The following is a 24,452-nucleotide window of genomic DNA, read 5'->3' as shown; positions in this document are numbered from 1 at the left end:
ATGGAACTTATCAATCCACATTCTATTTATCTTTACTTAATCCAGATTATTATAGATAGTTAAAACTCACTACATATTATTCAAAGCAATATTAATAATTTGGGCTTAAGTATTTTTTCAATATATTATTAATCTCGGGTCATTGTTTTATAATTGTATACATAATTATCAATAATATACCGTTTTATATATAATATAACATATATGTTGTATATAGTTCAAAAACTCTTTAATAACTTGACAATTAAAAATAAAAAAACATCTATACAATATCTCACAACAAAGTTAAAGAAGACATTCATAGATGTTTAGTGACTTAATTTTCATAATTCAAATTTAAAGATTTTCATTCTTTAAATATCTAGCAGCAAATTTTCTCTTATGCTCACTTTTTTTATTCATTTTTTCAATCTTATTTTTAATATCCTCAGGAGCTTCTCCTGTTAATATATAGTTATCTAATATTTTGTATGAAAATCCCATTTCATCTTCATCTGTTTGGTTTTCCCAAAGACCTGCTGTTGGTGCTTTATCTATAATTTCTTTTGGTAATTTTAGATATCTAGCAAGCTCTCTTACTTCGTGTTTTACTAAATCACATATTGGTAATATGTCTACTCCACTATCTCCATACTTTGTAAAATATCCTACTGTTATTTCGCTTTTGTTTCCTGTACCAGCTACTAAATAACCATTTTTCTGAGCATAATAATACAGCGTAGTCATTCTCAATCTTGGCTTAATATTTGCTACTGCCAATCTATTGCTCCCATCATTATCCAATTGCTCTATTAATGCATCAAATGATTTACTTAAATCAACTTTTTCATGTTTAATGTTCAAATTCTCTATCAAAAGCCTTCCATGTTCTTCGTCGATACTGTTGCTGTGACAAGGCATCAATATACCTAATGTGTCATTCGGAAATGCTTTCTTAGCTAATCCCGCTACAACAGCTGAATCTATACCTCCACTTATACCTAAAACTACTCCCTTGCATCCGGCTTCTTCTACTCTTTCCTTTATCCATTTTGTTAAGCTTTCACATAATTTTTCAATATTGTTCATTTTATAATCCTCCAATCACTGTATGATTTTCACATATTATACTTGTATAACTCAATATTCATAAGGAATAATAAGTACATAACTACTGCTACCTAGCAAATCTAATATTCTAATCTTGGAGAAGATATGTATGAAAAAACACTTTTGTAATTACAAATTATATGCTGTAGGTCTTTTTACAGGTTTAGTAAATGGCTTAATTGGTTCTGGTGGTGGAACTATAATTGTCCCCTTTCTAAAATATCTTATAGATATAGAACCACATAAAGCTCATGCTACAGCTATTGCAATAATCTTCCCATTATCTATTATTAGTACTTTTATATACTTTAAAAATGGCTTTATTGATTTAAAAACGGGTCTTCTAGTTGCCCTTGGCAGCATTGTAGGTGGATATATAGGTGCTAAGTTGCTAAACAAAATACCCAAAAAATTACTCAGAAAAACTTTTGGTGGATTTATGATCATAGTATCTGTAAGGATGTTGATAAAATGCTTTTGTTCTTCTTAGGTTTATTTACCGGTATTATAAGTGGTATGGGTATTGGTGGCGGAACACTTTTAATACCTGGATTAATAATATTAACTTCATTGAATCAAAAACAAGCTCAAGGTATAAATTTATTTATATATATCCCTACAGCTATCATAGCTTTAATAACACACTTTTACAATAAAAATCTTGAATTAAGACCAGTTCTACCAATAGTTATAGCTGGTATTGTTGGTTCAATTTTAGGTTCTAGATTAGCAGTTAATTTTGATCCTAAAATCCTTAGAATAATATTTGCAGTTTTTCTACTTATTATGGGTATTTATGAATTTCTAAAAAAAGATACAAATTAAATCATTTTACCATCTTTAACGGAAACATATTGCTCATCTATTTCACTAATATCTACTTGTGCATTTGTCACGTCAATAACATTATTCTTTAACCTGTCTACATCATTTATATCACATAGCACAAAGATATTGACTGCATCATCATATGTAATATCTTCAATATAGTAATTTAATCTTAGTAATTCATTTTTTACTTTGCCGAGTAATGAATAATTTATACGAAACAATATTTTTTTATATAAAACTTTTTCTACTATAACAGCACTCTCAATGCCTATTTTTGCACCCTTTGTATATGCTCTTATAAGCCCGCCTGCACCTAGTTTTATCCCACCAAAGTATCTTGTTACTACAACAACAGTATTTCTTAAATTTTCTTTTTTTATAACTTCTAAAACTGGAATACCCGCTGTTCCACTAGGTTCTCCGTCATCACTGAACCTTTGAATATTGCTATTTTCACCTATAACATATCCATACACATTATGTGTAGCATCTTTATGTTTTGTCTTTATTTCTTCAATAAAATCTATAGCTTCCTGTTCTGTATTAGCAGGTTTAGCATACCCTATAAATCTTGATTTGTTAATTATAATTTCATCATATCCATAATCGTTAATAGTGTAAAATCTATTTTTCATAAAAAATCACCTCTTATCTCTCCCTATGAAACTATTAATAGTATAACATTCTTTGTTATATAATAAAACTCCTACTAATAATATTCCTAGGAGTAAGCGACTCACATAAAATCATAGATTTAAGTTTCCTGTTTTTAAGCTTTGCCTAACATAATTTTTATATATTCTATTTTAATATCTAGTATTTTTATTTGTCTTTATTAATCTTTCAATCTGTAACTATATTCACTTTGTTCCTTAAAAAGAAGTATTTAATAAATAAATATCTTGTAAAGCTTCAAAACAAAAACATTGAGCCACACTTTCCTCAAAAGTTTACCCTAGTAGCACTTTCTTATAACATAAAAAACACAATATTTAAAAAGACATAAATTTAATCAATTTAAATATTGTGCTTATATTCTCTATTATATATTAAGCAGTTATTTGCTCAGTTTTTAAATCCTTGTACTTTTTATATGATAGGTTTACTAAAGCTCTGTCTTGGCTATATGTTATTAGCTTTAATGCATCTTCTATATAAAAGAAACCCCCATCCATAAAACCTTCACTCTCGTTAATTATAAATAGGGGGTCATTAACTTCCATAATATACCATAATATTTCATTGCATACTGGTTTTTTTCTTGTCATAGAAAAAAATTCGTAACTAGTTTCTCCAGCAGTAGACACTATCCTTGGTGTTAAATTAGCCTCAAATTTAACACGTTCAATAGCAGTTTCAGTCGCCAAAGAACCATTACGAATCCTTCCTTTTGGTAATATCCATTCTCTTTTTTCGTTTTTTAAAATGAAAACCTTTTCACCGTAAAAAACAACTCCACCTGCACAATTTCTAAAAAGCATATTAACCGCCTCCTAACCTTTTATTTTATTATACCTCAAAATACTAATATTTTCTATACCAAAAAAGCATCTTTATATTATTATGTTAAATTTTATTAAGATTATTAGGTTATTTTATACTTATTTTAAATTATTTGTACTTGCTGTCGCTTTGTTTAAAATTTCGACTGCTGTCTTTTTAACATATTCCTTTTCATTTTTATTTCTTAAAATATTCCTTATTAATTCATGAGATTTATCATCTGCTATTTTAGCCAATGCTTTTATTGCATATTGTCTTACTTGAGGATTATCATCATTCAAAGCATTTTCTAGCCAATTTTTTGTAGATTTTTCTTCTATTTTACCTAAGGCTGAACAAGCTAATCTTCTGTGGTTAACTCTTTTACTTTTTAACTCCATATTTAAAAAAGGTAAAAAGCTAACATCTTTTAATTCACCTATCAGCCATATTAAAATCATTCTATCTTCGTCACTTTTATATTTAGTATAATTTGTATAAATTTCTTCTTTCAATCTATTTTTTTGTTCGTTATCTAAAGAACGTAGTATCTCTAATCTATCTTTCTTAACCATACTTAAAAGTTTTAGTAGTAAACTATTATTTTTATTTTGTGTATTAGAATAAATTAATTTAGCTTTAATTATATCTTTTTGTACTTTATCCTCACTCATTCTACGTATTATTGCTATTTGTTTAATAGATTTTCCCTCTTGGTATAATAAATAAGTCACTTCCTCTTGCGATAAATTATTTATATTATCTAAATTTAGTCTAATCCTGTTCATTATGTATTATACCACCTTTATTATTCTTCCTTTATATATTTCTTAAATCTATTATAATCCTTTTCATCTAACTCAACCAAGAACTCTGTTCCAGCTTCTACATATGATGTACTAATAATTTTGGTATTATTGAATAAATATGAACTAATATCTCCTTTATCAAATGGAATAACTAGTTTTACTTTATAATAATTCCCATAGAGCTTTTTCTTTATTAATTCTTGTAACAAATCCATATTAGTACCTTTGACAGCAGATATATAAACATAGTCTTCAGTATATAGAGTTTTTACACAGTTATCATATTTATCTAACTTATTGTATACGGTTAAAATAGGCTTATCGGTAGCTCCCATTTGCTTTAAAATTTTTAATGTTGTTTCTTTTTGAAGTTCATAATCCTTACTTGTTACATCCATTACATGAACAATCAAATCTGCATACAACACTTCTTCTAAAGTACCTTTAAATGCTTCTACTAACTGTGTTGGTAATTTGCTAACAAAACCAACTGTATCAATTAATAAATAGTTTTGGCCACTTGGAAGCTGACATTTTCTTAAAGTAGTATCTAGTGTAGCAAATAACATATCATGAGCAAAAACTTTTTTTTCATCATTATATTCATCATGTGATTTTATAAGCTCATTAAATATTGTTGATTTACCTGCATTAGTATAACCTACTAGTGCTACTAAAGGTATTTGTGATTTTATCCTCTGATTTCTTTTCATTTTTCTAACACCTTCAATAGCCTTTAATTGATTTTTAATCTCTGTTATCCTTGATAATATATGTCTTCTATCAATTTCCAATTTCTTTTCTCCTGGACCTCGAGTACCAATACCTGCACCTGTTCTTGAAAGTGCTTTACCTAGTCCAATTAACCTTGGAAGTGTATATTTAAGCTGAGCCAGCTCAACTTGAAGCTTTCCTTCCTTAGTAGTAGCACGTTTTGCAAATATATCAAGTATTAAATTTGTCCTATCTATAATTTTTCTTTGTATTATATTTTCAAGATTCTTTATTTGAGCTCCAGAAAGCTGATTATCAAATACTACTGTGTCTATATCTAGTTCTTCACAATAAAGTGCTATTTCTTCAGCCTTACCCTTTCCTATGTAAAACGCTGCATCTATTCTATTTCTTTTTTGCATTATACTCTCTATTACTTCTCCTTCAGCAGCATATACAAGTTCTTTTAATTCTTCCATAGTAATATTTATATCTATTTCATCTCTAGAATTTAAATCTACTCCAACAATTAACACCTTTTCTCTTTGTATTTCATTAAAATTGTAATCCATTTAAACACCTCATCTTTATCACCATTATTGTTGCCATGAATATTTTTTATCAATAATCCTAGTTATATGTATTATATCAAAATAATAGCTACTTTTAAATATTTTTTAAGGTCCTGGTATAACATTTAAAAAGTCATCTTTGGGAACACTAATAAAACTTTGGGGAACATCTCCAATAATAATAGTTTCAGCTATTGGTACCGTAGAAGTAATCTTAGCTGTATCTGCTCCTAATGGAATTACTATTCTTACTTGAGCTTGTATTGTCAAATACACCCTATGAATTGTTTGATTTATACCTGATTCTTCAAATTTTGTTGCAAAGTCAACTTTTACAGAACCTAATGGCATAATATCAACATTAATCTTTGGACCGTACTGTGATAATATCTGACTTTTTAAAGCATTTCCTATAGGAATTTTTATACTGCTTGCTGATACATCTTTCATTTTTTTCTGTACTTCTAATGCTACTTCAGATGCAATTGAATTCATAAGTATTGTATTTGCTTGCATTGTAGCTACTTTACCATTTTTATCGTAAGAAATATATATCAAGTCTTTATATTTAATATCTCCCTTTATCTTATTTTTAACAGCATCATTTATTGCTTGAGTTGCAATCATTCTTGCTCTTACTTCACTCATTGCAAGTACAATAGGTTTTATGCTTCTATCTACTAAATAAAATCCATAGATTATAACAACTAATATACCTACTATTATAAAGAATGTCTTATTCTTATTATAATTGATTTTTCTTTTTTTAAAACCATTATTTAAACCCAAAAAATACACCCCCATAATAATATATGCATATTATCAGGGGATGTTTCTTATATACTTATTAATATATAATGAATTTCCTTGGAAATTTACATGTCAATTATTAAATGGCTCTAGTTGCAATTTTTAACCACTGTTTTTCTTCTTCATTTAAAATTGGTGATAATTTATCATAAACTGTTTTATGATACTCATTTAGCCAATTTTTTTCACTATCACTTAATAATGATACTTCAACTGCATCTAAATCTATTGGACAAAGAGAAATTGTTTCAAATTTCATAAATGTTCCATATTCATTTTCCATGTCCTTAACTGCCAACAATGTGTTTTCAATTCTTATTCCATACTTACCTTCTTTGTATACACCTGGCTCATTTGTAGTAACCATACCTGCTTCTATAGGTACATTAATCATTCTCGGGCTAATATTCTGAGGTCCTTCATGTACACCCAAGAAAAATCCTACTCCATGTCCTGTACCACATTTATAGTCAATTCCTTGTTCCCATAATGGTCTTCTTGCTAAAATATCAAGATTAGCTCCTGTACAACCATATAAAAACTTAGCTTGTGCCAAATTAATATGTCCTTTTAATGTATATGTGAAGTCTCTTTTTTGCTCATCAGTTAATGCGCCTAAAGCAAATGTTCTTGTTATATCTGTTGTTCCATCATAGTATTGTCCACCTGAATCTACTAATAAAAATCCTTCGGCCTTTAGCTCAGAATTTTTGTCCTCTGAAGCCTTATAATGCATCATAGCACCATTTTCTTGATAAGCAGCTATTGTATCAAAGCTAGTAGTAACAAATGTATCTATTTGTGCTCTAAAGCTTTCAAGCTTTTGGTCTACAGATATTTCTGTCATTTTCTCTTTTCCTACATTTTGCTTTAGCCATTTCATAAATCTAACCATTTGAGCGCCATCATTTACTTGGCATTTTTTCAAGTTTTCTATTTCCACACTATTTTTAATAGCTTTCATTTTAGTAGTAAAATTTATTCCTTTAATTTTTTTGACATTTTTATGAATTGCAGAATATAACCAATAGCTAGTTTTGTTTGGATCAAAACAAATAGTTGCATCCTCAGGTAAACTTTTTATGTAATCAGCAACTTCTTCATAACCTTTTATTACTATTTCATCAGCTTTAAGTTTGCTTTTTATATCAGAATCGACCTTTTTATTATCAATAAATAAGAATGCTTCATTTAAAGAGATTAAAGCATATGATATCACATAAGGATTACAATGAATATCATTTCCTCTTATATTAAATAACCAAGCTATATCATCTAAGCTAGAGATAATATTGTAGTTAGCACCTATTGTCTTCATTTTTTCTCTAAGTTCAGATATTTTTTCTATTCTTGATTTACCACAATATTTAACATCATGATCATAAGCAACAGACATAGGCATTGATGGTCTATCATTCCATATCTGATCTATTAAATCACCGTCTTTTATATTAATATTTTTTGCTTTAAATTTATCTTTCATTGTATTTACAACTGCTAAAGGAAATATTTTAGCATCAATTCCTACATTACTGTTTTTAGGTAAGACATCTGCTATCCATTCATAAAATGTAGGTACTCCAGGTTCTCTCATCTTGAATAATTTTACTCCTGAGCCTTTTAATTCATTTTCCGCTTGTATAAAATATCTTCCATCTGTCCAAAGTCCACATTCATCCAATGTAATAACAGCTGTTCCTGCTGAACCAGTAAAACCTGTTATCCATTCTCTGCATTTCCAATGGTCCGCAACGTATTCACTTTGATGAGCATCGTAACTAGGAACTATAAAAGCATCTATATTCCTGCTTTTCATTAAGTCCTTTAATTTAGCTATTCTTTCGCTTACATTCATATCATAACCTCCTTAGATTCTCTTTATCTAATATTATAATATCTTTACATATTATTACAACCTTATTTAGTACATATTACATTAATTTCACTATTTCATATCCTTTCCAGAATAATTGCTCGCAAAAATCTCTTTCAAATCTCAATGTGTCAGATGGTTCAAATGAAAAATCTGGTTTTATTACAATTATCTTATCTTCAGTATACTCTTTCAATAGATATTCTGGAATTTTATAATTATTTTTAAAAACTATAATATATAGTTTTTCTACATGATTATTTAAAAATGGTTTCAAAAAAGTATTACACATCAAACCCCCATCTAGATTAAATCCATCATAACCACCTTTTTTTACATCTAAAAAGAATTCTTCAAATAATTCTCTAGAATCAAAATTTTTATATAAATCATCTTGACTTCTTACGTCTCCTTTTGGAGCTGGTAACAATGAGCTGTATTTAATAGTTTCAATAGCTTTAGTTACATCAAGTTTAGTTATATCTTCATATCTTTCTATTAAATTATAATTTGACACCTCTACATAATTAATAAAAACAGATTTAATATTCTTATTTGTTTTTTCAAACTTTGGTAAATTACCGATTATGTAAGAATTATCAATAGTTTTTTCATACGTTACACTATTCTTGAAATTGCTTTCGTCAGTATTTAGCCACAAATTTTTCATTTTATCAAACTTATTTGCATAAATAAAATAAGAGTTAATTGCACCAATTGAAGTCCCTGAAACTATATTTATATTTACGCCCACTTCATTTAGTGCATAAATAGCACCAGCTTGAAAAGCTCCTTTAGCTCCTCCACCTTGTAAACATAATCCTATCATTAAAAATCACTCCTATTACCTATTGCCTATTACCTACAATCTATATACTATACCAAAATATTTGCCAAAACAATTAATTTTTCAAAATTACTCAACTATTTCTATCGAACAATTATATTATTAGTAATAATTGTTAATTATATAATAATATAAATACTTTATCATTACCCTCTTGTGTTACAATTAGCTTACAAAACGCTAATAAATTTAACAAAGTTATTTATCTATGATATAATTACATAGGTTCTTTGTTACAACCTTCATCGTAAAAAGGAGGTATTATTATGTCAGAGTTAAAAAGAAAGCCTGAGAAACAAAAAAAGAAGAAAAAATTAAGTGCTTTGAGACTTATATTAATAATAATTGTATTACTTATATTTATCTCAATTGGTACTGCTTTTGGTGTTATATTTGCAATAGTGAAAAGTGTTCCACCTATTGACCCATCAAAGGTTACTGCTTATCTCAATGAGAATTCAATTATCTTAGATCAAAATGGCGAATTAATTGAAAAAGTGGATGCAAAAGAATTTAGAACTATAGTTGAGCTTGATGAAATATCAGATTATATGAAAAATGCTATTATCGCTATAGAAGATGAAAGGTTTTATACACATTACGGAATAGATCCAAAAGGTATGGTTAGAGCATTTGTTCATGATTTAAAGGAAATGTCTTTTGAACAAGGTGCTAGTACAATTACTCAACAATTAGCTAGAAATATTTATTTAACTAAAGAAAAAAAAGTTACCAGAAAAATTAAAGAAATGTATATAGCCATACAACTTGACAGAGAACTTACAAAAGAACAAATATTGAAGTCTTATTTAAACACAGTATTTTTTGGTCAAAGAGCTTATGGAGTACAAGCAGCTGCACAAGCATATTTTTCCAAAGATGCTAAAGACTTAACTTTAGCTGAAAGCGCAATGATAGCAGGTGCTCCTAAATCTTCAACATTTTACTCATTATATTTCACTGTTGATCCAAATAAGTATGACAAAGATAAGCATCTAGTTGTAGGAACTGAAGATCCACATCAAGTACAATATATAGATGTAGCAGGAAAATTATATGTTCCTGTTTTTAACCCTAAAGCAGTTGAAAGGCAAAGAATAATTTTAAAGAAGATGCTTGATTTAGAAATGATTAATCAAACAGAATATGATGAAGCTATTAAAGTAGATATGCGCCAAGCTATCCATCCTGATCCAAAGAGGAATGAAAACATTGAAACATCTTATTTAAATGACTACCTTAAAGATTGTGTTATTAATGACTTAATGGATAAGTTTGGCTATACTAGAGAGGAAGCTAGAGAGGAATTATTTACCGGTGGATTGAAAGTCTATTCTACTATGGACATTAAAATCCAAAGCAAGATGGAAGATATATATAATAATTTTGGTGAAATACTTACTAAAAATTCTGGTAATATTGTAGGAGCTAAGCTTGTTAAAAGAACTTTGGATAGTCACAAAAATATTATTGATTCTTTTAAAAATATCGCATATTATACCAAGGATAATTTACTAGATCAAGATTATAACTTAATAATAGAAAAAGGAACTTACGAAATTTTAAGCGATGGAAATATAGCTATAAAAAATAAAAAGTTAAATTATAGAAATGCTGATATAACTGACTATTACACAATAGATGAAGATAAGAACCTTTTAACTCATTCAGTTTGGTCTCTTGATCCAAAAACATGCTATACTTCTGATAGAGACAATAAACGATTATTAATTAACAAAAGTTTCCTTGATACTCAACCAAACTTTTATAGTATTGATAATAATGGTAATATGCTTATTAATTCTAAATATTTTTATAAAGATAAAAAAGGTATTGTTCAACCACAGTCCGCTTTTGTTTTAATGGATTATAACGGACATATTAAGGCACTTGTAGGCGGAAGAAATATTAAGGGAAGCAGAGTATTAAATAGAGCTACTTCAGCAAGACAACCCGGTTCAGCATTAAAACCAGTTTCAGTATATTTGCCAGCTTTAGATAATGGCTTCACTGCTGCTTCAATAGTTGATGATGTACCTCACTACGATAATAAAGGTAATTTATGGCCAAGAAACTGGTACGGTAGAAGAAACTCATATGAAATAAACAACTTAACAGATGATTATAGAGGTTTAGTAACTTTAAGAGAATCAGTGGAACAATCAATAAATGTGGCATCAGTTAAATTTTTAGAAAAATTAGGTTTAGAAACATCAATAGAATATTTGACTAGAATGGGTATCATTGATAGTGAAAACCCTAGTAATGATTCTTTTACTACAAAAGAAGAAGCTATAGCTAAGGGTAGCAGTAATTTTGATGAAAACTATTCTGCTTTAGCATTAGGTGGGATGACTAAAGGAATATCTCCACTTAAAATGACAGCTGCTTATGGAGCAATTGCTAATAAAGGTATATATACTGAACCTATTGCTTATACAAAAGTCTTAGATAGAGATGGAAATATTATTTTGGAAAATAAATCAAAGCAAAACACAGTAGCATCTTCACAAGTTGCATACCTTATGACTGATATTTTGAAGAGTACAGTTACAGAAGGTATCGCTAAGAATGCACGATTATATAGTTATAATGCTAAAATACCAGCTGCAGGTAAAACTGGTACTACTCAAAATAAAGTCGATGCTTGGTTTGTAGGATTTACTCCTTATTATATAGCTGGAACATGGATTGGTAATGACAACCAAAGTATAAAGCTTGACAATGGAAGTAAATACGCTGCTGTTTTATGGAGCAATGTTATGAAAGAAATTCATAAAGATCTCGCTCCAAAAGATTTTACTCAAGAACAGGGTTTTGTTACTAAAATTATTGATACTGAATCAGGAAAACTAGCTACTGAATTAAGTAAAAGAGATCCACGTGGCAGTACAGCAGTCTCAGAAATATTTATAAAAGGTACTGAGCCTATTGAATATGACGATGTCCATGTAGAAGTTCCAATAGATATTTCAACAGGTAAGCTTGCTAATGAATATTGTCCACCTGAATTGATTGAAAATAAAGTATTTATTCAGAGACCAGAAACTTATATTCCAGAAGAAAATTTAAATTATCTTCCTAGGGATTATCAATACCAAGTGCCGACTGAGTATTGTGACGTTCACGCAGAACCTGATTCTTTATGGGATAGATTATTTGATAATAATGATAGTACAAATGAAAATACACAACCAAATATTAACCAAAATCAAGATACTAATACTACTGACAATACTGAATATAACAATAATGATAATGAAAATACTTCAACAAATAATAATAATAAAGATGTAGATGACATGTTTAATGTAATAGATAGTTTATTAGAAGATGATTAAAGAGATGTCAAAAATATCTTGAATAAAAGAGCTGTCTTATTAAGACAGCTCTTTTAATTAAAACATTAAAAATAGTAGAAATATTTATAATTATATACATTAATGCTTGTATTTAATTATCTCTTCTAAGGCCTTTGTTATTATTGGAGCTCCTATAATGCAATCATCTTTCCTATTCATTTTTCCTATATCCCCTATTCCAACAATTACAGGAAAATTATAAGAATTTAGTACATCTACAGTGTCTCCATAAATTTTATTATCTTCTGTTTGGTGACCTTCCTTATCTACTGCTTTATTTATTATCTTGCCATCACAAGTCACTGAAAAATCGACTTTTACACCACTTACCATTTCAGTGTTTGAAGCTACAGCCACAACCCCCAATACATTTATTTCGGGGTGAGTCATTATTTGTGAAATTGCTAATTCTCCTTTCCCATAACCAGGATGACCTAAATCATCAACCATAATAACTACTGGATCATACATAGCTTTAAGAACATAATTAACTATCTCATCACCACTTAATTCAGTTGGATTACCAGCTGATCTAGAAATGCATCTACCTCCAATGTTTTTAGCAGCTAATTCAACAGCATGTTTTGCTCTTTTATCCCCATCTGTTACAATAATAACATTTCTCTTATCATTCATACTAGATACTCCTTATCACTTTTTGGTCTTGGGATTAAATATTACAGCCATTAAATAACCAAATACAACAGCAGCTGCAACACCACCTGCTGTTGCTTGAGCTCCTCCAGTAAAAACACCTATAAGACCCTTCTTATCTACTGCTTCCATAACTCCATTACCTAAAGTGTATCCAAATCCTAATAAAGGCACTGTAGCACCTGATTCACCAAACTTTACAATAGGTTCATAGATTCCTAACGCTGTTAGTATAACACCACACGAAACAAAGGTCACTAAGACATGAGCGGGAGTAAGCTTTGTACAATCCATTAACAATTGTCCTATAACACAAATTATCCCCCCAACTAAAAAGACTCTGAAATATTCCATTGTCATCTCTCCTAACATTGTGATATTTTAAATCACTTGTTACTATACTAAATTGTGTTTTTCTAGTTACTGATAACTATTCTCTATTCATGTTTTTTAAGTATTACTAATTGTTACAGCATGAGCTATACCTGGAATAGATTCACCTTGTTGTATACTAGTTGTTGAATGCAAAGCACCAGTAGATACTAATAAAACTCTATTTAAACTGCCTTCTTTGAGTTTGCTATATATGTATCCACAAAAAACAACAGCTGAACAACCACATCCACTACCCCCTGCATGTGTATCTTGCTTTTCATTATCGAATATTTTAACTCCACAGTCTTGATATATATTTTTTATATCATACCCTTCTTGTTGTACTAAATCTAAAACTATTGATTTACCTATAATACCCAAATCACCTGTTATAATTAAATCATAATCATTAACAGAAAACTTAGTATCTTCAAAATGTTGAATAATTGTATCAGCTGCTGCTGGTGCCATAGCTGCTCCCATATTATTAACGTCTTTAATTCCAGGGTCAATTATTTTGCCTGTTGTAACATGTGTTATATATGGCGGCTTATCTTGAACAGACAATAATGCAGCACCAGAACCAGTAACAGTCCATTGTGTTGTTAATGCTCTCTGATTTCCAAATTCTAAAGGATACCTGAATTGTCTCTCAGCAGAACTAAAATGACTTGATGTTACACATAATACTTTTTGAGCAAACCCACCGTCTACTGTCATTGCACCAAGGCTTAATGATTCAGCCATTGTTGAACAAGCTCCATATAGTCCAAAAAAAGGTATAGCAGTTGCTCTTGCAGCATAATTTGAAGACATAAGTTGATTAAGTAAATCTCCAGCAAATAGATAATTGACATCAGCTGTAGATACTTCCCCCTTATTTAATGCTATCTTTATTGCTTCTGATTGAAGCTTAGACTCACTTCTCTCCCAGCTTTTTTCGTTAAACAAATCATCATCTAATATTACATCAAAAAAACTACACAATGGTCCAGCACCTTCTTTAGGTCCAACAATAGAACCTGTTGAAACTATAGAAGGTGGTTTATGAAGTTTAATTGTTTGTTTTCCCATTCTTTTATTAAGCAATCTAAAACCCTCCCTGCTAATTTATTTACCTAAAATTAAATATATTAAACCGACAATTACTGAGGTTCCATATCCATATACTAATACAGGTCCAGCTATTACAAACATCTTTGCACAAACACCAAATATATATCCCTCTTTTTTAAATTCCATAGCTGGTGAAACTATTGAATTTGCAAAGCCTGTAATTGGAACTATTGAACCAGCTCCTGCTCTTTTGCCTATCTTATCATACACCCCTAAACCAGTTAACAATGCACCAATAAATACTAGAATTATAGACACTCCTGTTGCAGCATCTTTTTTATCTAATCCATAATTTTTTAGTAAATTCAAAATTATTTGTCCAATAGTACAAATAGTACCACCAACAAAAAATGCCCACAAGCAATTTTTAAGATAATTCATTTTTGGTGCTTTATCATTTGCGTATTTATTATAGTCAATAGGGTTAATATTTCTCAATTTATTCACTCCTCTATACGTAATACTATTTAACATCAATTAAAACTACCCAATAAACAATTGAACCTGTAACCTTACCAAAAGCTAATGCAAAAAGAGTAACATAAAGATATTTTTTTAGCTTTATTTTTCTTTCCATGACTGGCATTACATCTAAAGTTTCAGCTAAAGCAGAAGCTAATAAACCAATAAATGCTCCAAAAATAAAGCTTATCGGTATCATAAAATATTTATTGAGTCCAAAATCTAAATAAATAGCTCTTGCAAACACTACAAATCCTATTGAAATACCTATAATTTTTTCATATAAACTAACATATTTCTTTGACTTTGTTATTTGTGCAAGTCGCGGAACAATATCTAATAGTGTTATAAACGAAGCAACCCCTGCCCCCTCAATTATTCCTACACTTAAAGCCAGCAAAATCATTAAAATTGTCATTTATTTTCTACCTGCTTTTTTATTATTCTTTATATAATCAATTGTATATTTATTGATATCATTTTCGTAACTATGTATCTCTAATTCTAATGGACTAGGCTCATTTTTGTTTTTCTTACTCCAAATATGATTGAAAAAGACAAATACACCAGAGCAAAGTCCTAATGAATATGGAATATGCATTATAAGTGGCTTTTCTACATATTTTCCTGTTATTAAAAAATATATTGATTTAAAAGATGAATCCATATTAGCATCTTCATGAAAATTAATAATCGCTAATGAAGCTCCTAAACATAATATTATACATACAAATAACACCTTTAAAAAAAAGAGTAGTTTATTTTCCTTTTCTGTGTCGTTATATTTTATTAAGATTTCTGTATTACCTATTATATTTATATTTAAATTTAAATTATTTATTTTTTCATTTATTTTATTTATTATGTCTATAGCAAAAATTAAACTATCATTTTTTTGTTTATATGAACTAATCATCACGATATGATTTAATTTTTCTAGTATAAGTTTGTCTTCACAATAAATTTTTGCTAAATCATTAAGTTTTATTCTCTGTTCTGCATATATATTTATTGATTGTTCTAGCTGCAAATATACTTGAATTTCATGATTTATTATAATATATCACCCCAAACATCATTTGATACATTATCAACCAATTTAGCTTTTTTAGGAGCTTCTATAGTATTATCTTCCTTAAAATGATAGAATAAAGTGATTGCAGTAGTTATACAAATAACTATCAGAGATACTATTATTATTTTTATATGTTTTTTCATATATATCAGCTCCATTTCAAAAATGATAATAATAGAAACAATTATATTTATATTATTTACTATGTTTTTTTTTTAATGCAAAAAAAAAAGGTATATAATCTATACCTTTTTTAGCATTTTTTTCATATTTTCCAACACTTTTTTTTCAATCCTCGAAACTTGTACTTGAGAGATTCCTAACATACTTGCAATCTCAGTTTGAGTTTTATCATTGAAATATCTCATAATAATAATTTGACGCTCTCTAGGTTTTAGCTTTCCAATTACTTCTTTTATAGTTATTTTATCTACAATATCCAAGCCTAAATTAGTATCTCCATCAATTCTGTCAATTAAATGAATAGGACTTCCATTATTTTGATGAATAACATCATACAAATATTCTGGAGTATGACATGACTCAATAGCCATAACTATATCTTCTTTATCTATTTTGATTTCTTTTGATATTTCCTCAATAGTTGCATCTCTTCCCAATACTTTAGAAAGTTTTTCCTTCGCTATATTCACCTTAGCTGCTGTTTGTTTTAATGACCTACTGACTTTTACCATACCATCGTCCCTTAAAAATCTCTTGATTTCACCTATTATCATAGGTACTGCATATGTTGAAAATCTCACATTATAACTAATATCAAACTTTTTTATAGCCTTTATTAACCCTATAGAACCAATCTGCATTAAATCTTCTGCTTCATACCCTCTATTTAAAAATCTTTTCACAACGCTTCTTACTAACCCCATATTATTCTTCACTAGCCATTCTTGAGCTTCAGAACTTCCGTTCTGTGCTTGTATGATATAATTAATTGTCTCTTCATGATTAAAATCACTATCTGTTTTTTTTGTAATAGAACTCATATAATTATTCCTCATTTGGGAGACTATTAAATGTTTTAGTCATTATAATTTCCGTGCCACGTCCCACCTCCGAATGAACTTTTATAGAATCCATAAATTCTTCCATAACGGTAAATCCCATACCAGATCTTTCAAGTTCAGGCTTAGAAGTATAAAGGGGTTGCATTGCTTCTTCAATATTATTTATTCCTTTACCTTTATCAGCAATAGTAATTTCAATTTTAGTACTTATAATTGAACATTCTATTATTATTATGCCTTGAGTATTCTCATATCCATGTATTATACAATTAGTAACAGCTTCAGAAACTGCAGTTTTAATGTCAGATAGTTCTTCTATAGTCGGATCTAACTGAGCTGCAAATGCAGCAACTACTACCCTAGCAAATGCTTCATTTTGTGATAAACTTGGTATTTCTAATTTCATATTATTTTTAATCATTTTTCATCACTCCTCATTATTTTGACATGCATCATCTAGGGTATCATAAAACTTCGCTATTTTTTGTATTCCTGACATAATCATCATTTTTTTTAGTCTTGCATCAACATTTGTTATTTTAACAGTTCCTTTCCTATCTTTTACTAACTTATATCTTCCAATTATCAATCCTATTCCAGAACTATCCATAAATTTCAAATCGTTAAAATCCATTACAATATTTTTTAAACTTCTTGCCATAAAAAAATCATCTATTTTTTGTCTTACTTCTTCAGATGTATGATGATCAAGTTCTCCATTAAGTTTAACAATCAAATTATTATTTATTGTTTTTAATTTTAATTCCATTGTATCCCTCCTTTTTAAACTTAGGTCCTTTTTTTCAACTTCTTCATCTTTAAGTGTTTTTCCTTCAATGAATTTTGTCTTATTTTGTTATATTTAGAAATTTTAATATGATACACATTTAATTTTAAATTTTTCTCATATAATTATATAAAATAAATAATACTATGTTATAATAGTGAATAACTAATATCTTTAATTAAAACCAAATTATTCATTGTAAATTAAATACTATTCATTGGGGTTTCTTAGGAGGTATATATGATTAATTTTTTTAGTTGGACTTTAGTAGCATGTTTATCTGCAATATTAATAATAAGCCTAATGCCTTTAATAGGTATTTATTCTTTAGTAGAATATCTCAAATTTGTTTTATATGTACTTATCATTTCATCAATTGGATTACTCATAAGCTTAATAATAGACAGAAAAAATAAAAAAAAGGAGGAAGATAAAGATGATTATAGTAAATACTAATTTCATAGCAGGAAAAAACATAACTCAAACCTTAGGGCTTGTTAAAGGTAGTACAATTCGCGCGAAGCATATAGGTAAAGATATCGTATCTGGTTTTAGACATTTAGTTGGTGGTGAGTTAAGTGAATATGCCCAGATGTTAGATGAATCAAGGCAGATAGCAACTTCAAAAATGATTGAAGAAGCAAATGCTCTTGGAGCTGATGCAATAATAAACTTAAGATATTCAACATCTGCTGTTATGCAGGGTGCAGCAGAGATACTAGTTTATGGTACAGCAGTAAAATTAGACTAATATCATTTTTTTATTGACATATATAATTATTAATTGTATACTTACTATATTAAAGTGTAAAAGCAATGAAGAGAAGAGTAGATTTAGAATGTTAGTTTTAGCGAGTCGACGTTGGTGAAAGTTCGATACTAAACCTAAATTGAAAAACATCTCAGAGCTGCTAACCGAAATCTGATATAGATCAGAGAGTAGACTTAGCCGGGACCAATCCGTTACAAATTGGACAATATCGATTTATTCTGTATTGGTTGAGTGGTTTTATACAACAAGGGTGGTACCGCGTGAGTCAAGTCTTTCGTCCCTATATATTAGGAATGAAAGGCTTTTTTATTTTACCTAAAAATCAACCTCGAAAAAGAATAGTAGATTTTAGTTCATAACTTTATAAACATAGGAGGTTTTACAATGGATAAAAGTTTAATATTACCAAAAGATTATAAACAGACATTAGACTTAAGAGAAACAGAAGTTGCAATTAAAAAATTAAAAGATCACTTTCAAGCAGAACTTAGTAAAAAATTGAATTTAACAAGAGTGTCTGCACCATTATTTGTAAGACAGTCTACTGGGTTAAATGATGCATTAAATGGAACAGAACAAGCAGTATCTTTTAATGTTAAGGGTTGTAATGACATTAAAGCTGAAATTGTACATTCTTTAGCTAAATGGAAGCGTATGGCTTTATACAGATATAATTTTACAACTGAAGAAGGCTTATATACAGATATGAATGCTATAAGAGCTGAAGAAGATTTGGATAATATACATTCTATATACGTTGACCAATGGGACTGGGAAAAAGTAATAAAAAAAGAAGATAGAACTACTGATAAACTTAAAAGTATTGTTAATACCATATATGATGTTTTTAAGGATGTAGAAAAATATATCTCTGGCTTATATCCTCAACTAGGCTGTATTCTTCCAGAAGAAATATTCTTTATTTCAACACAGGAATTGGAAGACATGTATCCTGATTTAACTCCCAAACAAAGAGAAAATGCTATAGCTAAAGAAAAAGGTGCAGTTTTTATTATGCAAATAGGTGGTAAATTGAAATCTGGAAAGAAACATGATGGTAGATCACCTGATTATGATGATTGGGATTTAAATGGAGATATTATCTTTTGGTTTCCTGTATTAGAAATTGGTTTAGAGCTTTCTTCTATGGGTATACGTGTTGATAAAGATGCACTAAGCAAACAGTTAATAGCTGAACATTGTGAAGAAAGGCTAAAGTTTAAGTTCCACCATATGATAATGAATGAAGAACTTCCTTTCACTGTTGGTGGAGGTATAGGACAGTCACGAATATGTATGTTCTTTTTAAGAAAAGCTCATATTGGCGAAGTACAAGCTTCTATATGGCCTAAAGAAATGATTGAAGATTGCTTAAAAAATAATATTGTTTTACTATAATTATAGACATCATTTTGAAACAGTCTCTTTAGGGGTGTTTCAAAATGATGTTTCTTTTAATTTCACTTTCATATATACAGGATTATGGTCTGAAAATTTAAATTCATGATTTATTCCTTTTACTTCTACAATATCAATATTTGGAGATACTAAATATCCGTCAATTATTTTAACTCTAGTTAGCTTTTTACTATATGGTGCACTTAATTTTCTGTTAGTTGGTATTTTGTAGTCCACTGCCCATTTCCAATCAGTTGGCTTCCACTCATAGGGTATAAATTCATCAGTTTTTAATACATGTGCTCTAGGTTTTTTGTCAAATATAAAATTCCAATCTCCACCAACTATAATATAATTCCCTTGTTTATATCTTTCAAGCATATATTTTTTTATAAATCCTATTTGTTGCTTCCTTAATTTCCCATTACTATCAAATGCTGAATTGTGTATGTTAATTAAAACTAATTTTTTATCAGTATGTTTGATATTACACTCAGTAACTAAAATACACCTATCTGGCATCACTGTTCTTACTGGCCATATATAATTCCCTGGTAAAGTATATCTATATGCACAATCAATATTGTATTTGCTTAAAGTTGCAAGTCCTGATGTAACCTTTCCTAGCGTATTAAAAAAAGGATATGGAATATATTTAACAACATAATTTGATGCAAAAACACTATTGCTCTTTTTAAAAACATCCATCAAAAATTTATATTCATCAATATAACATGATCTCTTTGAAAGAATATCAACCTCTTGTAGTAAATAAAAATCTATACGTTTTGCTTTCATCAGATTGACTATCCCGTCTAAGTTCTTTTTAACATATTCTTTACTATTAGCCACAGACATTTTACCTCCAGCAGTAAAATAATCCACTTCACTTCCTAATGCACCAAAGCCTATATTCCATATTAATAAATTTATTACTGTCTTATCAAGTTCTTTATTAATACTTTGATCTTTTATTATTTTTGATTTTTCTACAATATTAGGCTTATAATCATAATATGAAAAATAGGTTATCAATAATATGAAAATTAGTATAATTATTATAGCTATCCTAACTATATTATTACGCATATTAATTAATCCCCCTTGGATTTATTTCAATATAGTTAATTGCAAAACTCTACACTATGCATAAATTCAATGTTTACATGCTATGAAGTAATTCAGTTTCTCCCATAAAACAGTTGTAACAAAAACCAATATAGTTACTAGGGAACCATCTCATGTTTCTTTGAAAGCGTGACTTCAAGAGTTCGTTTCTCCATCGCTCTAACTTAAATCATAAGAAATGGGCTCTTGTCGGAACCGTCAAAGATTATGAGATGGGTCCCCTCACCAAAAACTTATGAGCTAAAACATTAAAGTTATCCACATTTTTTAAATTTGTATTTTGCAACTACCTATTTATTTCAATATCCTATTTACATATTATTAAACCATATTTTGATTTATGAGTTACTTGTATAAAAGTTGTTGATTTAGTTTGATAATTAATTCATAAAAATAAAGCCTACCAAATGTAAGCTTCACTATCTACAACACTTTATATTAATTAATATCTCAGTAATAAAAAAGAAATGGCTTAATACAAATCATCTTTATATATATCTGAAAATTCTATTTGCATTTTTTCAATATATCTATTAGTCCTATCATCATCTCTATTAATACCTTTATTTTTAATAATACTAACAGGTAATTCAAATGTAAAACAGCTACCCTCTCCAAACACACTATCTACTTTTATATTCCCTCCTTGCATTTCAATTAAAGATTTTACTAATGATAATCCTATTCCACTTCCCTCATGATTTCTAGTAAACGTTTTATCAACTTGTCTAAATCTTTTAAATATCTTATTTATTTTATCATTAGGTATACCTATCCCTGTATCTTTAACAGAAACAATAATTTTATCATTTTTATTATACAAATTAACACTAATATCTCCACCTAAATCAGTAAATTTAATTGCATTAGATAATAAGTTTAACATTACACGTTCTATTATATTAGGATCACAAGCTATTACTCTTTCTTCTATATCAGTATCAAATATCAAACTAATATTTTTGCTTTTTACATAATCAGCCACCGATAAAACTATGTCTTCAATAGTATTAACTATATCAATATTCTGTAATTCTGCCTCATAATACCCACTATCCATTTTTGTAATATCTATTAAATTATTAACCAGCTTTAATAGTCTAAAACAATTCTGTTTTACTATTTGGATTGGCTTTATCAATTTTTCGTTTTCTTTATTTATAACATCTATTAATTGTATACTGCTAAATATTAAATTAAGTGGTGTTCTAAGCTCATGTGATATATTTGCAAAAAACTCAGTTTTAAGCTTATCATATTCAATAGCTTCCTTTCTAAGCTTTTCTTCAAATTCAATTCTTTTCTTTAAACTTTCAGCTTTTTTCAGCTCAGTTACATCTCTAAAAAAAACTAAAACTGTCTTTTCATTATTCATGTCAAACTTTAATATATTAGATTCAACATGTATTTCCTCACCATCTAATCTAATCAACTTATGCTCTAACATATAACTGATAATATGCTCATTAGATAAATATTCCTTTAAATTACTAGAAATAAATCCTTCGTCATCTATATCAAAAAACTTTCTCATATCATACTGAGCCAATTGATCCATACTCTTTGCTCCTAATAACTTCAAGCCTGATTTATTTGAATACAATATTTTTTTTCTGTCATATATTAATACACCATCAGGTAATAGATTTACTATTTTTCTATTCAATTCTTCGCTATTTTTCAAAGCTTCATCTGATATTTTTTGTTTTTGAATACTTTCTAACAAAATCATAATTATTATAGTCAATACTATTATTATAAATATAAAAAAACAAAATACAGATGTCTTGTGTATTGTATAAAATCTAGGTTCATCGTTAATTATAACACTGCCTTGTGGAAGAATATATGTACTAATTTCATATTTTTCCAACATTGTATAATCAAAAACTTTATCCATTTTACTATATATAATGTTTGGAATATCCTCACCTATAGATACTTTATCAATAATATCACAAACTGATTTTGCCTCATCCTCAAAAGAGGATCTTTCTCCCCCCACTACTCCATTACCTATAAATCTTGGAAATATAGAGTAAGTTGGAATATCTATAAATTGATTTAGCATATCTAAGCCTTTACTCAATCTATTATATTCTTTTTCATTTTTCTTTATTGCGCCACAATATAATAAAACACAATTTTCATTTAATGATTCTATAGTCTTTTTTATTGTATTAATATTAGTATTGTTTAATATTACAAATTTCTTATTAGTATTGTTTGTATGTATTTTCTTCATGAATTCTTTATATATTAAACTGTTCATATTGTCATCTACTATTATAACAATAGTATCTTTATATGGATGCAATCTATTTATAATTCCTAATAAACTATTTATAGTATATTTACTTATAACATATGTTGTTTTATCACTTGTAAACTGATTAGATGTATCACTGAAATCATTCTTTAGTGCTATACAATGCGCATCTTTAAAAAATTCTTTTTCATATTTATTAAAAAAATCAAAAGACTCATTATCATTAGTTACTACGAATTTTATATCATGATTCTTATATATTTCTTGAAATATTTTGCAATATTTTTCCTTATCTATTTTTTTTAAGCTCATATTTTCAATAAGTATGTTGTATTTATCATTACATAAATCCGACTGCATATAATTAATGATATTATTCATCTTATAATCGCAATTTGTACTACATGAATTTATTATTAAAATATTCTTCTTTTCATCTATAGCAAAAACAAAACTCTTACTAACAAATAGTATATTAAAGACAACAAATATAAAAAACAATTTTTTAATCAAATTCACAGTAATTTTAAGCATATTCTATTATACCTCCTATTGAATAATCATATCTTTTTATACTTGTCATTATAAATCATCTCATTTTATCCATGATTTTATAGTTCGTAATTTCCTAAGTATTATAAAATGATAAAAAATGTGAATAATATAATATATAAGTCAAATGTAGAAGGAGGAAAATAATATGGAAATACAACGATTAAGAGAAATAATCGATTCTCCAAAAAACATAGAAGTAACCTATAACAATAAACCAGTCTGGATAAAAAGATTAGACAATAAAAATAATACAGCTAATGTAAATTATTTAGATACTAATGATGCATTTAATGTATCTGTAACAAAATTAAAAGAAAACTAATAATATTTTTAACTTCCAACCCAAATTATTTTTATAATTTGGGTTAAAATAAAACAGCTCATTGTTATTTATTAGCTGTTTATATTTTACTATTATTATTCACATTAGCTTTATAATCTTTTCCA

The 24,452-nt window shown here is 28.2% G+C and carries 27 protein-coding genes and 1 other annotated feature; of the genes, 7 read left to right on the top strand and 20 right to left on the bottom strand.

Going from position 1 to position 24,452, the window contains the following annotated elements:
• Nucleotides 1–336: 336 nt before the first annotated feature.
• Nucleotides 337–1,068, bottom strand: coding sequence for an NAD(+) synthase (gene nadE, locus AYC61_RS12255; RefSeq protein ID WP_066502683.1), 732 nt, complete (start codon nucleotides 1,066–1,068; stop codon nucleotides 337–339).
• Between the two features lie 130 nt (nucleotides 1,069–1,198).
• On the opposite strand from nadE, the gene AYC61_RS12250 reads away from it, so the two are divergent.
• Nucleotides 1,199–1,579: a sulfite exporter TauE/SafE family protein gene (locus AYC61_RS12250; protein WP_066502676.1), complete on the top strand. Its 381-nt coding sequence runs from the start codon at nucleotides 1,199–1,201 to the stop codon at nucleotides 1,577–1,579.
• A complete protein-coding gene (locus AYC61_RS12245) occupies nucleotides 1,561–1,914 on the top strand; it encodes a sulfite exporter TauE/SafE family protein (protein ID WP_066502674.1) in 354 nt (117 codons plus the stop codon). Before AYC61_RS12250 ends, AYC61_RS12245 begins: the two co-directional genes overlap by 19 nt.
• Here the strand turns inward: AYC61_RS12245 and AYC61_RS12240 are convergent.
• The 7 genes from AYC61_RS12240 to AYC61_RS12210 all read right to left on the bottom strand — a co-directional run bounded on the left by AYC61_RS12240 (nucleotide 1,911) and on the right by AYC61_RS12210 (nucleotide 9,009).
• Nucleotides 1,911–2,555, bottom strand: coding sequence for a YigZ family protein (locus AYC61_RS12240; RefSeq protein ID WP_066502672.1), 645 nt, complete (start codon nucleotides 2,553–2,555; stop codon nucleotides 1,911–1,913). The two genes, AYC61_RS12245 and AYC61_RS12240, sit on opposite strands and share 4 nt — an antisense overlap.
• 414 nt (nucleotides 2,556–2,969) lie before the next feature.
• Nucleotides 2,970–3,401: an NUDIX domain-containing protein gene (locus AYC61_RS12235; protein WP_066502670.1), complete on the bottom strand. Its 432-nt coding sequence runs from the start codon at nucleotides 3,399–3,401 to the stop codon at nucleotides 2,970–2,972.
• Nucleotides 3,402–3,521: 120 nt separating this feature from the next.
• Entirely contained in the window at nucleotides 3,522–4,190 is a 669-nt protein-coding gene (locus tag AYC61_RS12230; RefSeq protein WP_066502666.1) for a HEAT repeat domain-containing protein, read from the bottom strand.
• A 20-nt stretch (nucleotides 4,191–4,210) separates the two neighbouring features.
• The gene (hflX, locus tag AYC61_RS12225; RefSeq protein ID WP_066502664.1) at nucleotides 4,211–5,497 is read right to left on the bottom strand and encodes a GTPase HflX; all 1,287 of its coding nucleotides are present in this window, start codon (nucleotides 5,495–5,497) and stop codon (nucleotides 4,211–4,213) included.
• Nucleotides 5,498–5,602: 105 nt separating this feature from the next.
• Nucleotides 5,603–6,286 carry a sporulation protein YunB gene (gene yunB, locus AYC61_RS12220; RefSeq protein ID WP_242866787.1) on the bottom strand — a complete coding sequence of 228 codons (684 nt, stop codon included), beginning with the start codon at nucleotides 6,284–6,286 and terminating at the stop codon, nucleotides 5,603–5,605.
• A gap of 100 nt (nucleotides 6,287–6,386) precedes the next feature.
• Nucleotides 6,387–8,162, bottom strand: a complete 1,776-nt coding sequence (locus tag AYC61_RS12215) for an aminopeptidase P family protein (protein ID WP_066502653.1) — start codon at nucleotides 8,160–8,162, stop codon at nucleotides 6,387–6,389.
• Nucleotides 8,163–8,238: 76 nt separating this feature from the next.
• Complete coding sequence (locus AYC61_RS12210; RefSeq protein WP_066502650.1) at nucleotides 8,239–9,009, bottom strand: patatin-like phospholipase family protein; 771 nt, start codon at nucleotides 9,007–9,009, stop codon at nucleotides 8,239–8,241.
• A gap of 284 nt (nucleotides 9,010–9,293) precedes the next feature.
• On the opposite strand from AYC61_RS12210, the gene AYC61_RS12205 reads away from it, so the two are divergent.
• Nucleotides 9,294–12,368, top strand: a complete 3,075-nt coding sequence (locus AYC61_RS12205; protein WP_066502647.1) for a penicillin-binding protein 1A — start codon at nucleotides 9,294–9,296, stop codon at nucleotides 12,366–12,368.
• Between the two features lie 99 nt (nucleotides 12,369–12,467).
• Here the strand turns inward: AYC61_RS12205 and spoVAEA are convergent, their stop codons facing one another.
• From spoVAEA to spoIIAA, 10 genes are all read right to left on the bottom strand, one after another.
• Nucleotides 12,468–13,025 (bottom strand): stage V sporulation protein SpoVABEA, encoded by a 558-nt coding sequence (gene spoVAEA / locus AYC61_RS12200; RefSeq protein WP_066502644.1) that lies wholly within the window; start codon nucleotides 13,023–13,025, stop codon nucleotides 12,468–12,470.
• Nucleotides 13,026–13,040: 15 nt separating this feature from the next.
• Complete coding sequence (gene spoVAE, locus AYC61_RS12195; protein ID WP_066502642.1) at nucleotides 13,041–13,397, bottom strand: stage V sporulation protein AE; 357 nt, start codon at nucleotides 13,395–13,397, stop codon at nucleotides 13,041–13,043.
• A 96-nt stretch (nucleotides 13,398–13,493) separates the two neighbouring features.
• Nucleotides 13,494–14,492: a stage V sporulation protein AD gene (spoVAD, locus tag AYC61_RS12190; RefSeq protein WP_066503119.1), complete on the bottom strand. Its 999-nt coding sequence runs from the start codon at nucleotides 14,490–14,492 to the stop codon at nucleotides 13,494–13,496.
• A gap of 36 nt (nucleotides 14,493–14,528) precedes the next feature.
• Nucleotides 14,529–15,008: a stage V sporulation protein AC gene (gene spoVAC / locus AYC61_RS12185; protein ID WP_082759942.1), complete on the bottom strand. Its 480-nt coding sequence runs from the start codon at nucleotides 15,006–15,008 to the stop codon at nucleotides 14,529–14,531.
• Entirely contained in the window at nucleotides 14,998–15,414 is a 417-nt protein-coding gene (locus tag AYC61_RS12180) for a stage V sporulation protein AB (RefSeq protein WP_066502638.1), read from the bottom strand. The genes spoVAC and AYC61_RS12180 overlap by 11 nt, the downstream gene beginning before the upstream one ends.
• The gene (locus tag AYC61_RS12175; protein ID WP_066502628.1) at nucleotides 15,415–16,026 is read right to left on the bottom strand and encodes a stage V sporulation protein AA; all 612 of its coding nucleotides are present in this window, start codon (nucleotides 16,024–16,026) and stop codon (nucleotides 15,415–15,417) included. It abuts the gene before it with no gap.
• Between the two features lie 23 nt (nucleotides 16,027–16,049).
• Nucleotides 16,050–16,214, bottom strand: coding sequence for a hypothetical protein (locus AYC61_RS21290; RefSeq protein ID WP_156456451.1), 165 nt, complete (start codon nucleotides 16,212–16,214; stop codon nucleotides 16,050–16,052).
• Between the two features lie 99 nt (nucleotides 16,215–16,313).
• The gene (sigF, locus tag AYC61_RS12170; protein WP_066502626.1) at nucleotides 16,314–17,075 is read right to left on the bottom strand and encodes an RNA polymerase sporulation sigma factor SigF; all 762 of its coding nucleotides are present in this window, start codon (nucleotides 17,073–17,075) and stop codon (nucleotides 16,314–16,316) included.
• Between the two features lie 4 nt (nucleotides 17,076–17,079).
• On the bottom strand, nucleotides 17,080–17,517 hold the full coding sequence (gene spoIIAB, locus AYC61_RS12165; RefSeq protein WP_066502624.1) for an anti-sigma F factor: 438 nt from the start codon (nucleotides 17,515–17,517) through the stop codon (nucleotides 17,080–17,082).
• A gap of 6 nt (nucleotides 17,518–17,523) precedes the next feature.
• Nucleotides 17,524–17,865 (bottom strand): anti-sigma F factor antagonist, encoded by a 342-nt coding sequence (gene spoIIAA, locus AYC61_RS12160; RefSeq protein WP_066502621.1) that lies wholly within the window; start codon nucleotides 17,863–17,865, stop codon nucleotides 17,524–17,526.
• 258 nt (nucleotides 17,866–18,123) lie between these two features.
• Between spoIIAA and AYC61_RS12155 the strand changes: the two genes are divergently transcribed.
• The 3 genes from AYC61_RS12155 (at nucleotide 18,124) to asnA (ending at nucleotide 20,053) form a co-directional block, all read left to right on the top strand.
• Nucleotides 18,124–18,339 (top strand): hypothetical protein, encoded by a 216-nt coding sequence (locus AYC61_RS12155; protein ID WP_066502618.1) that lies wholly within the window; start codon nucleotides 18,124–18,126, stop codon nucleotides 18,337–18,339.
• A complete protein-coding gene (locus tag AYC61_RS12150; protein ID WP_066502615.1) occupies nucleotides 18,320–18,634 on the top strand; it encodes a YbjQ family protein in 315 nt (104 codons plus the stop codon). The genes AYC61_RS12155 and AYC61_RS12150 overlap by 20 nt, the downstream gene beginning before the upstream one ends.
• 56 nt (nucleotides 18,635–18,690) lie before the next feature.
• Nucleotides 18,691–18,940 (top strand) — a binding site (T-box leader).
• 99 nt (nucleotides 18,941–19,039) lie between these two features.
• A complete protein-coding gene (asnA, locus tag AYC61_RS12145) occupies nucleotides 19,040–20,053 on the top strand; it encodes an aspartate--ammonia ligase (protein WP_066502611.1) in 1,014 nt (337 codons plus the stop codon).
• A gap of 39 nt (nucleotides 20,054–20,092) precedes the next feature.
• On the opposite strand, the gene AYC61_RS12140 is transcribed toward asnA, so the two are convergent.
• Both AYC61_RS12140 and AYC61_RS12135 read right to left on the bottom strand, forming a co-directional pair.
• Nucleotides 20,093–21,142, bottom strand: coding sequence for an endonuclease/exonuclease/phosphatase family protein (locus AYC61_RS12140; RefSeq protein WP_066502608.1), 1,050 nt, complete (start codon nucleotides 21,140–21,142; stop codon nucleotides 20,093–20,095).
• A gap of 511 nt (nucleotides 21,143–21,653) precedes the next feature.
• Nucleotides 21,654–23,984 carry a sensor histidine kinase gene (locus AYC61_RS12135; RefSeq protein ID WP_066502605.1) on the bottom strand — a complete coding sequence of 777 codons (2,331 nt, stop codon included), beginning with the start codon at nucleotides 23,982–23,984 and terminating at the stop codon, nucleotides 21,654–21,656.
• Between the two features lie 166 nt (nucleotides 23,985–24,150).
• Between AYC61_RS12135 and AYC61_RS20720 the strand changes: the two genes are divergently transcribed.
• A complete protein-coding gene (locus AYC61_RS20720) occupies nucleotides 24,151–24,327 on the top strand; it encodes an H-type small acid-soluble spore protein (RefSeq protein WP_082759939.1) in 177 nt (58 codons plus the stop codon).
• The last annotated feature ends 125 nt before the right edge of the window (nucleotides 24,328–24,452 follow it).

The organism is Abyssisolibacter fermentans (assembly GCF_001559865.1).
In the GTDB taxonomy this organism is placed as follows: domain Bacteria; phylum Bacillota; class Clostridia; order Tissierellales; family MCWD3; genus Abyssisolibacter; species Abyssisolibacter fermentans.
The sequence above is the reverse complement of the archived record's forward strand: the minus strand, read 5'-3'. Positions and strand labels throughout refer to the sequence as shown.

Coding starts and splice junctions, on each gene's coding strand:
- AYC61_RS12250 (WP_066502676.1), top strand. CDS start 1,199: ATGAAAAAACACTTTTGTAATTACAAATTATATGCTGTAGGTCTTTTT.
- spoIIAA (WP_066502621.1), bottom strand. CDS start 17,865: ATGGAATTAAAATTAAAAACAATAAATAATAATTTGATTGTTAAACTT.
- nadE (WP_066502683.1), bottom strand. CDS start 1,068: ATGAACAATATTGAAAAATTATGTGAAAGCTTAACAAAATGGATAAAG.
- AYC61_RS12245 (WP_066502674.1), top strand. CDS start 1,561: ATGCTTTTGTTCTTCTTAGGTTTATTTACCGGTATTATAAGTGGTATG.
- AYC61_RS21290 (WP_156456451.1), bottom strand. CDS start 16,214: ATGAAAAAACATATAAAAATAATAATAGTATCTCTGATAGTTATTTGT.
- AYC61_RS12135 (WP_066502605.1), bottom strand. CDS start 23,984: ATGCTTAAAATTACTGTGAATTTGATTAAAAAATTGTTTTTTATATTT.
- AYC61_RS12140 (WP_066502608.1), bottom strand. CDS start 21,142: ATGCGTAATAATATAGTTAGGATAGCTATAATAATTATACTAATTTTC.
- sigF (WP_066502626.1), bottom strand. CDS start 17,075: ATGAGTTCTATTACAAAAAAAACAGATAGTGATTTTAATCATGAAGAG.
- AYC61_RS20720 (WP_082759939.1), top strand. CDS start 24,151: ATGGAAATACAACGATTAAGAGAAATAATCGATTCTCCAAAAAACATA.
- spoIIAB (WP_066502624.1), bottom strand. CDS start 17,517: ATGATTAAAAATAATATGAAATTAGAAATACCAAGTTTATCACAAAAT.
- AYC61_RS12235 (WP_066502670.1), bottom strand. CDS start 3,401: ATGCTTTTTAGAAATTGTGCAGGTGGAGTTGTTTTTTACGGTGAAAAG.
- spoVAD (WP_066503119.1), bottom strand. CDS start 14,492: ATGGGAAAACAAACAATTAAACTTCATAAACCACCTTCTATAGTTTCA.
- AYC61_RS12210 (WP_066502650.1), bottom strand. CDS start 9,009: ATGATAGGATTATGTTTACAAGGTGGAGGAGCTAAAGGAGCTTTTCAA.
- spoVAC (WP_082759942.1), bottom strand. CDS start 15,008: ATGTTAAATAGTATTACGTATAGAGGAGTGAATAAATTGAGAAATATT.
- AYC61_RS12205 (WP_066502647.1), top strand. CDS start 9,294: ATGTCAGAGTTAAAAAGAAAGCCTGAGAAACAAAAAAAGAAGAAAAAA.
- AYC61_RS12180 (WP_066502638.1), bottom strand. CDS start 15,414: ATGACAATTTTAATGATTTTGCTGGCTTTAAGTGTAGGAATAATTGAG.
- asnA (WP_066502611.1), top strand. CDS start 19,040: ATGGATAAAAGTTTAATATTACCAAAAGATTATAAACAGACATTAGAC.
- AYC61_RS12155 (WP_066502618.1), top strand. CDS start 18,124: ATGATTAATTTTTTTAGTTGGACTTTAGTAGCATGTTTATCTGCAATA.
- AYC61_RS12230 (WP_066502666.1), bottom strand. CDS start 4,190: ATGAACAGGATTAGACTAAATTTAGATAATATAAATAATTTATCGCAA.
- hflX (WP_066502664.1), bottom strand. CDS start 5,497: ATGGATTACAATTTTAATGAAATACAAAGAGAAAAGGTGTTAATTGTT.
- AYC61_RS12240 (WP_066502672.1), bottom strand. CDS start 2,555: ATGAAAAATAGATTTTACACTATTAACGATTATGGATATGATGAAATT.
- spoVAEA (WP_066502644.1), bottom strand. CDS start 13,025: ATGAATGATAAGAGAAATGTTATTATTGTAACAGATGGGGATAAAAGA.
- AYC61_RS12150 (WP_066502615.1), top strand. CDS start 18,320: ATGATTATAGTAAATACTAATTTCATAGCAGGAAAAAACATAACTCAA.
- spoVAE (WP_066502642.1), bottom strand. CDS start 13,397: ATGGAATATTTCAGAGTCTTTTTAGTTGGGGGGATAATTTGTGTTATA.
- AYC61_RS12215 (WP_066502653.1), bottom strand. CDS start 8,162: ATGAATGTAAGCGAAAGAATAGCTAAATTAAAGGACTTAATGAAAAGC.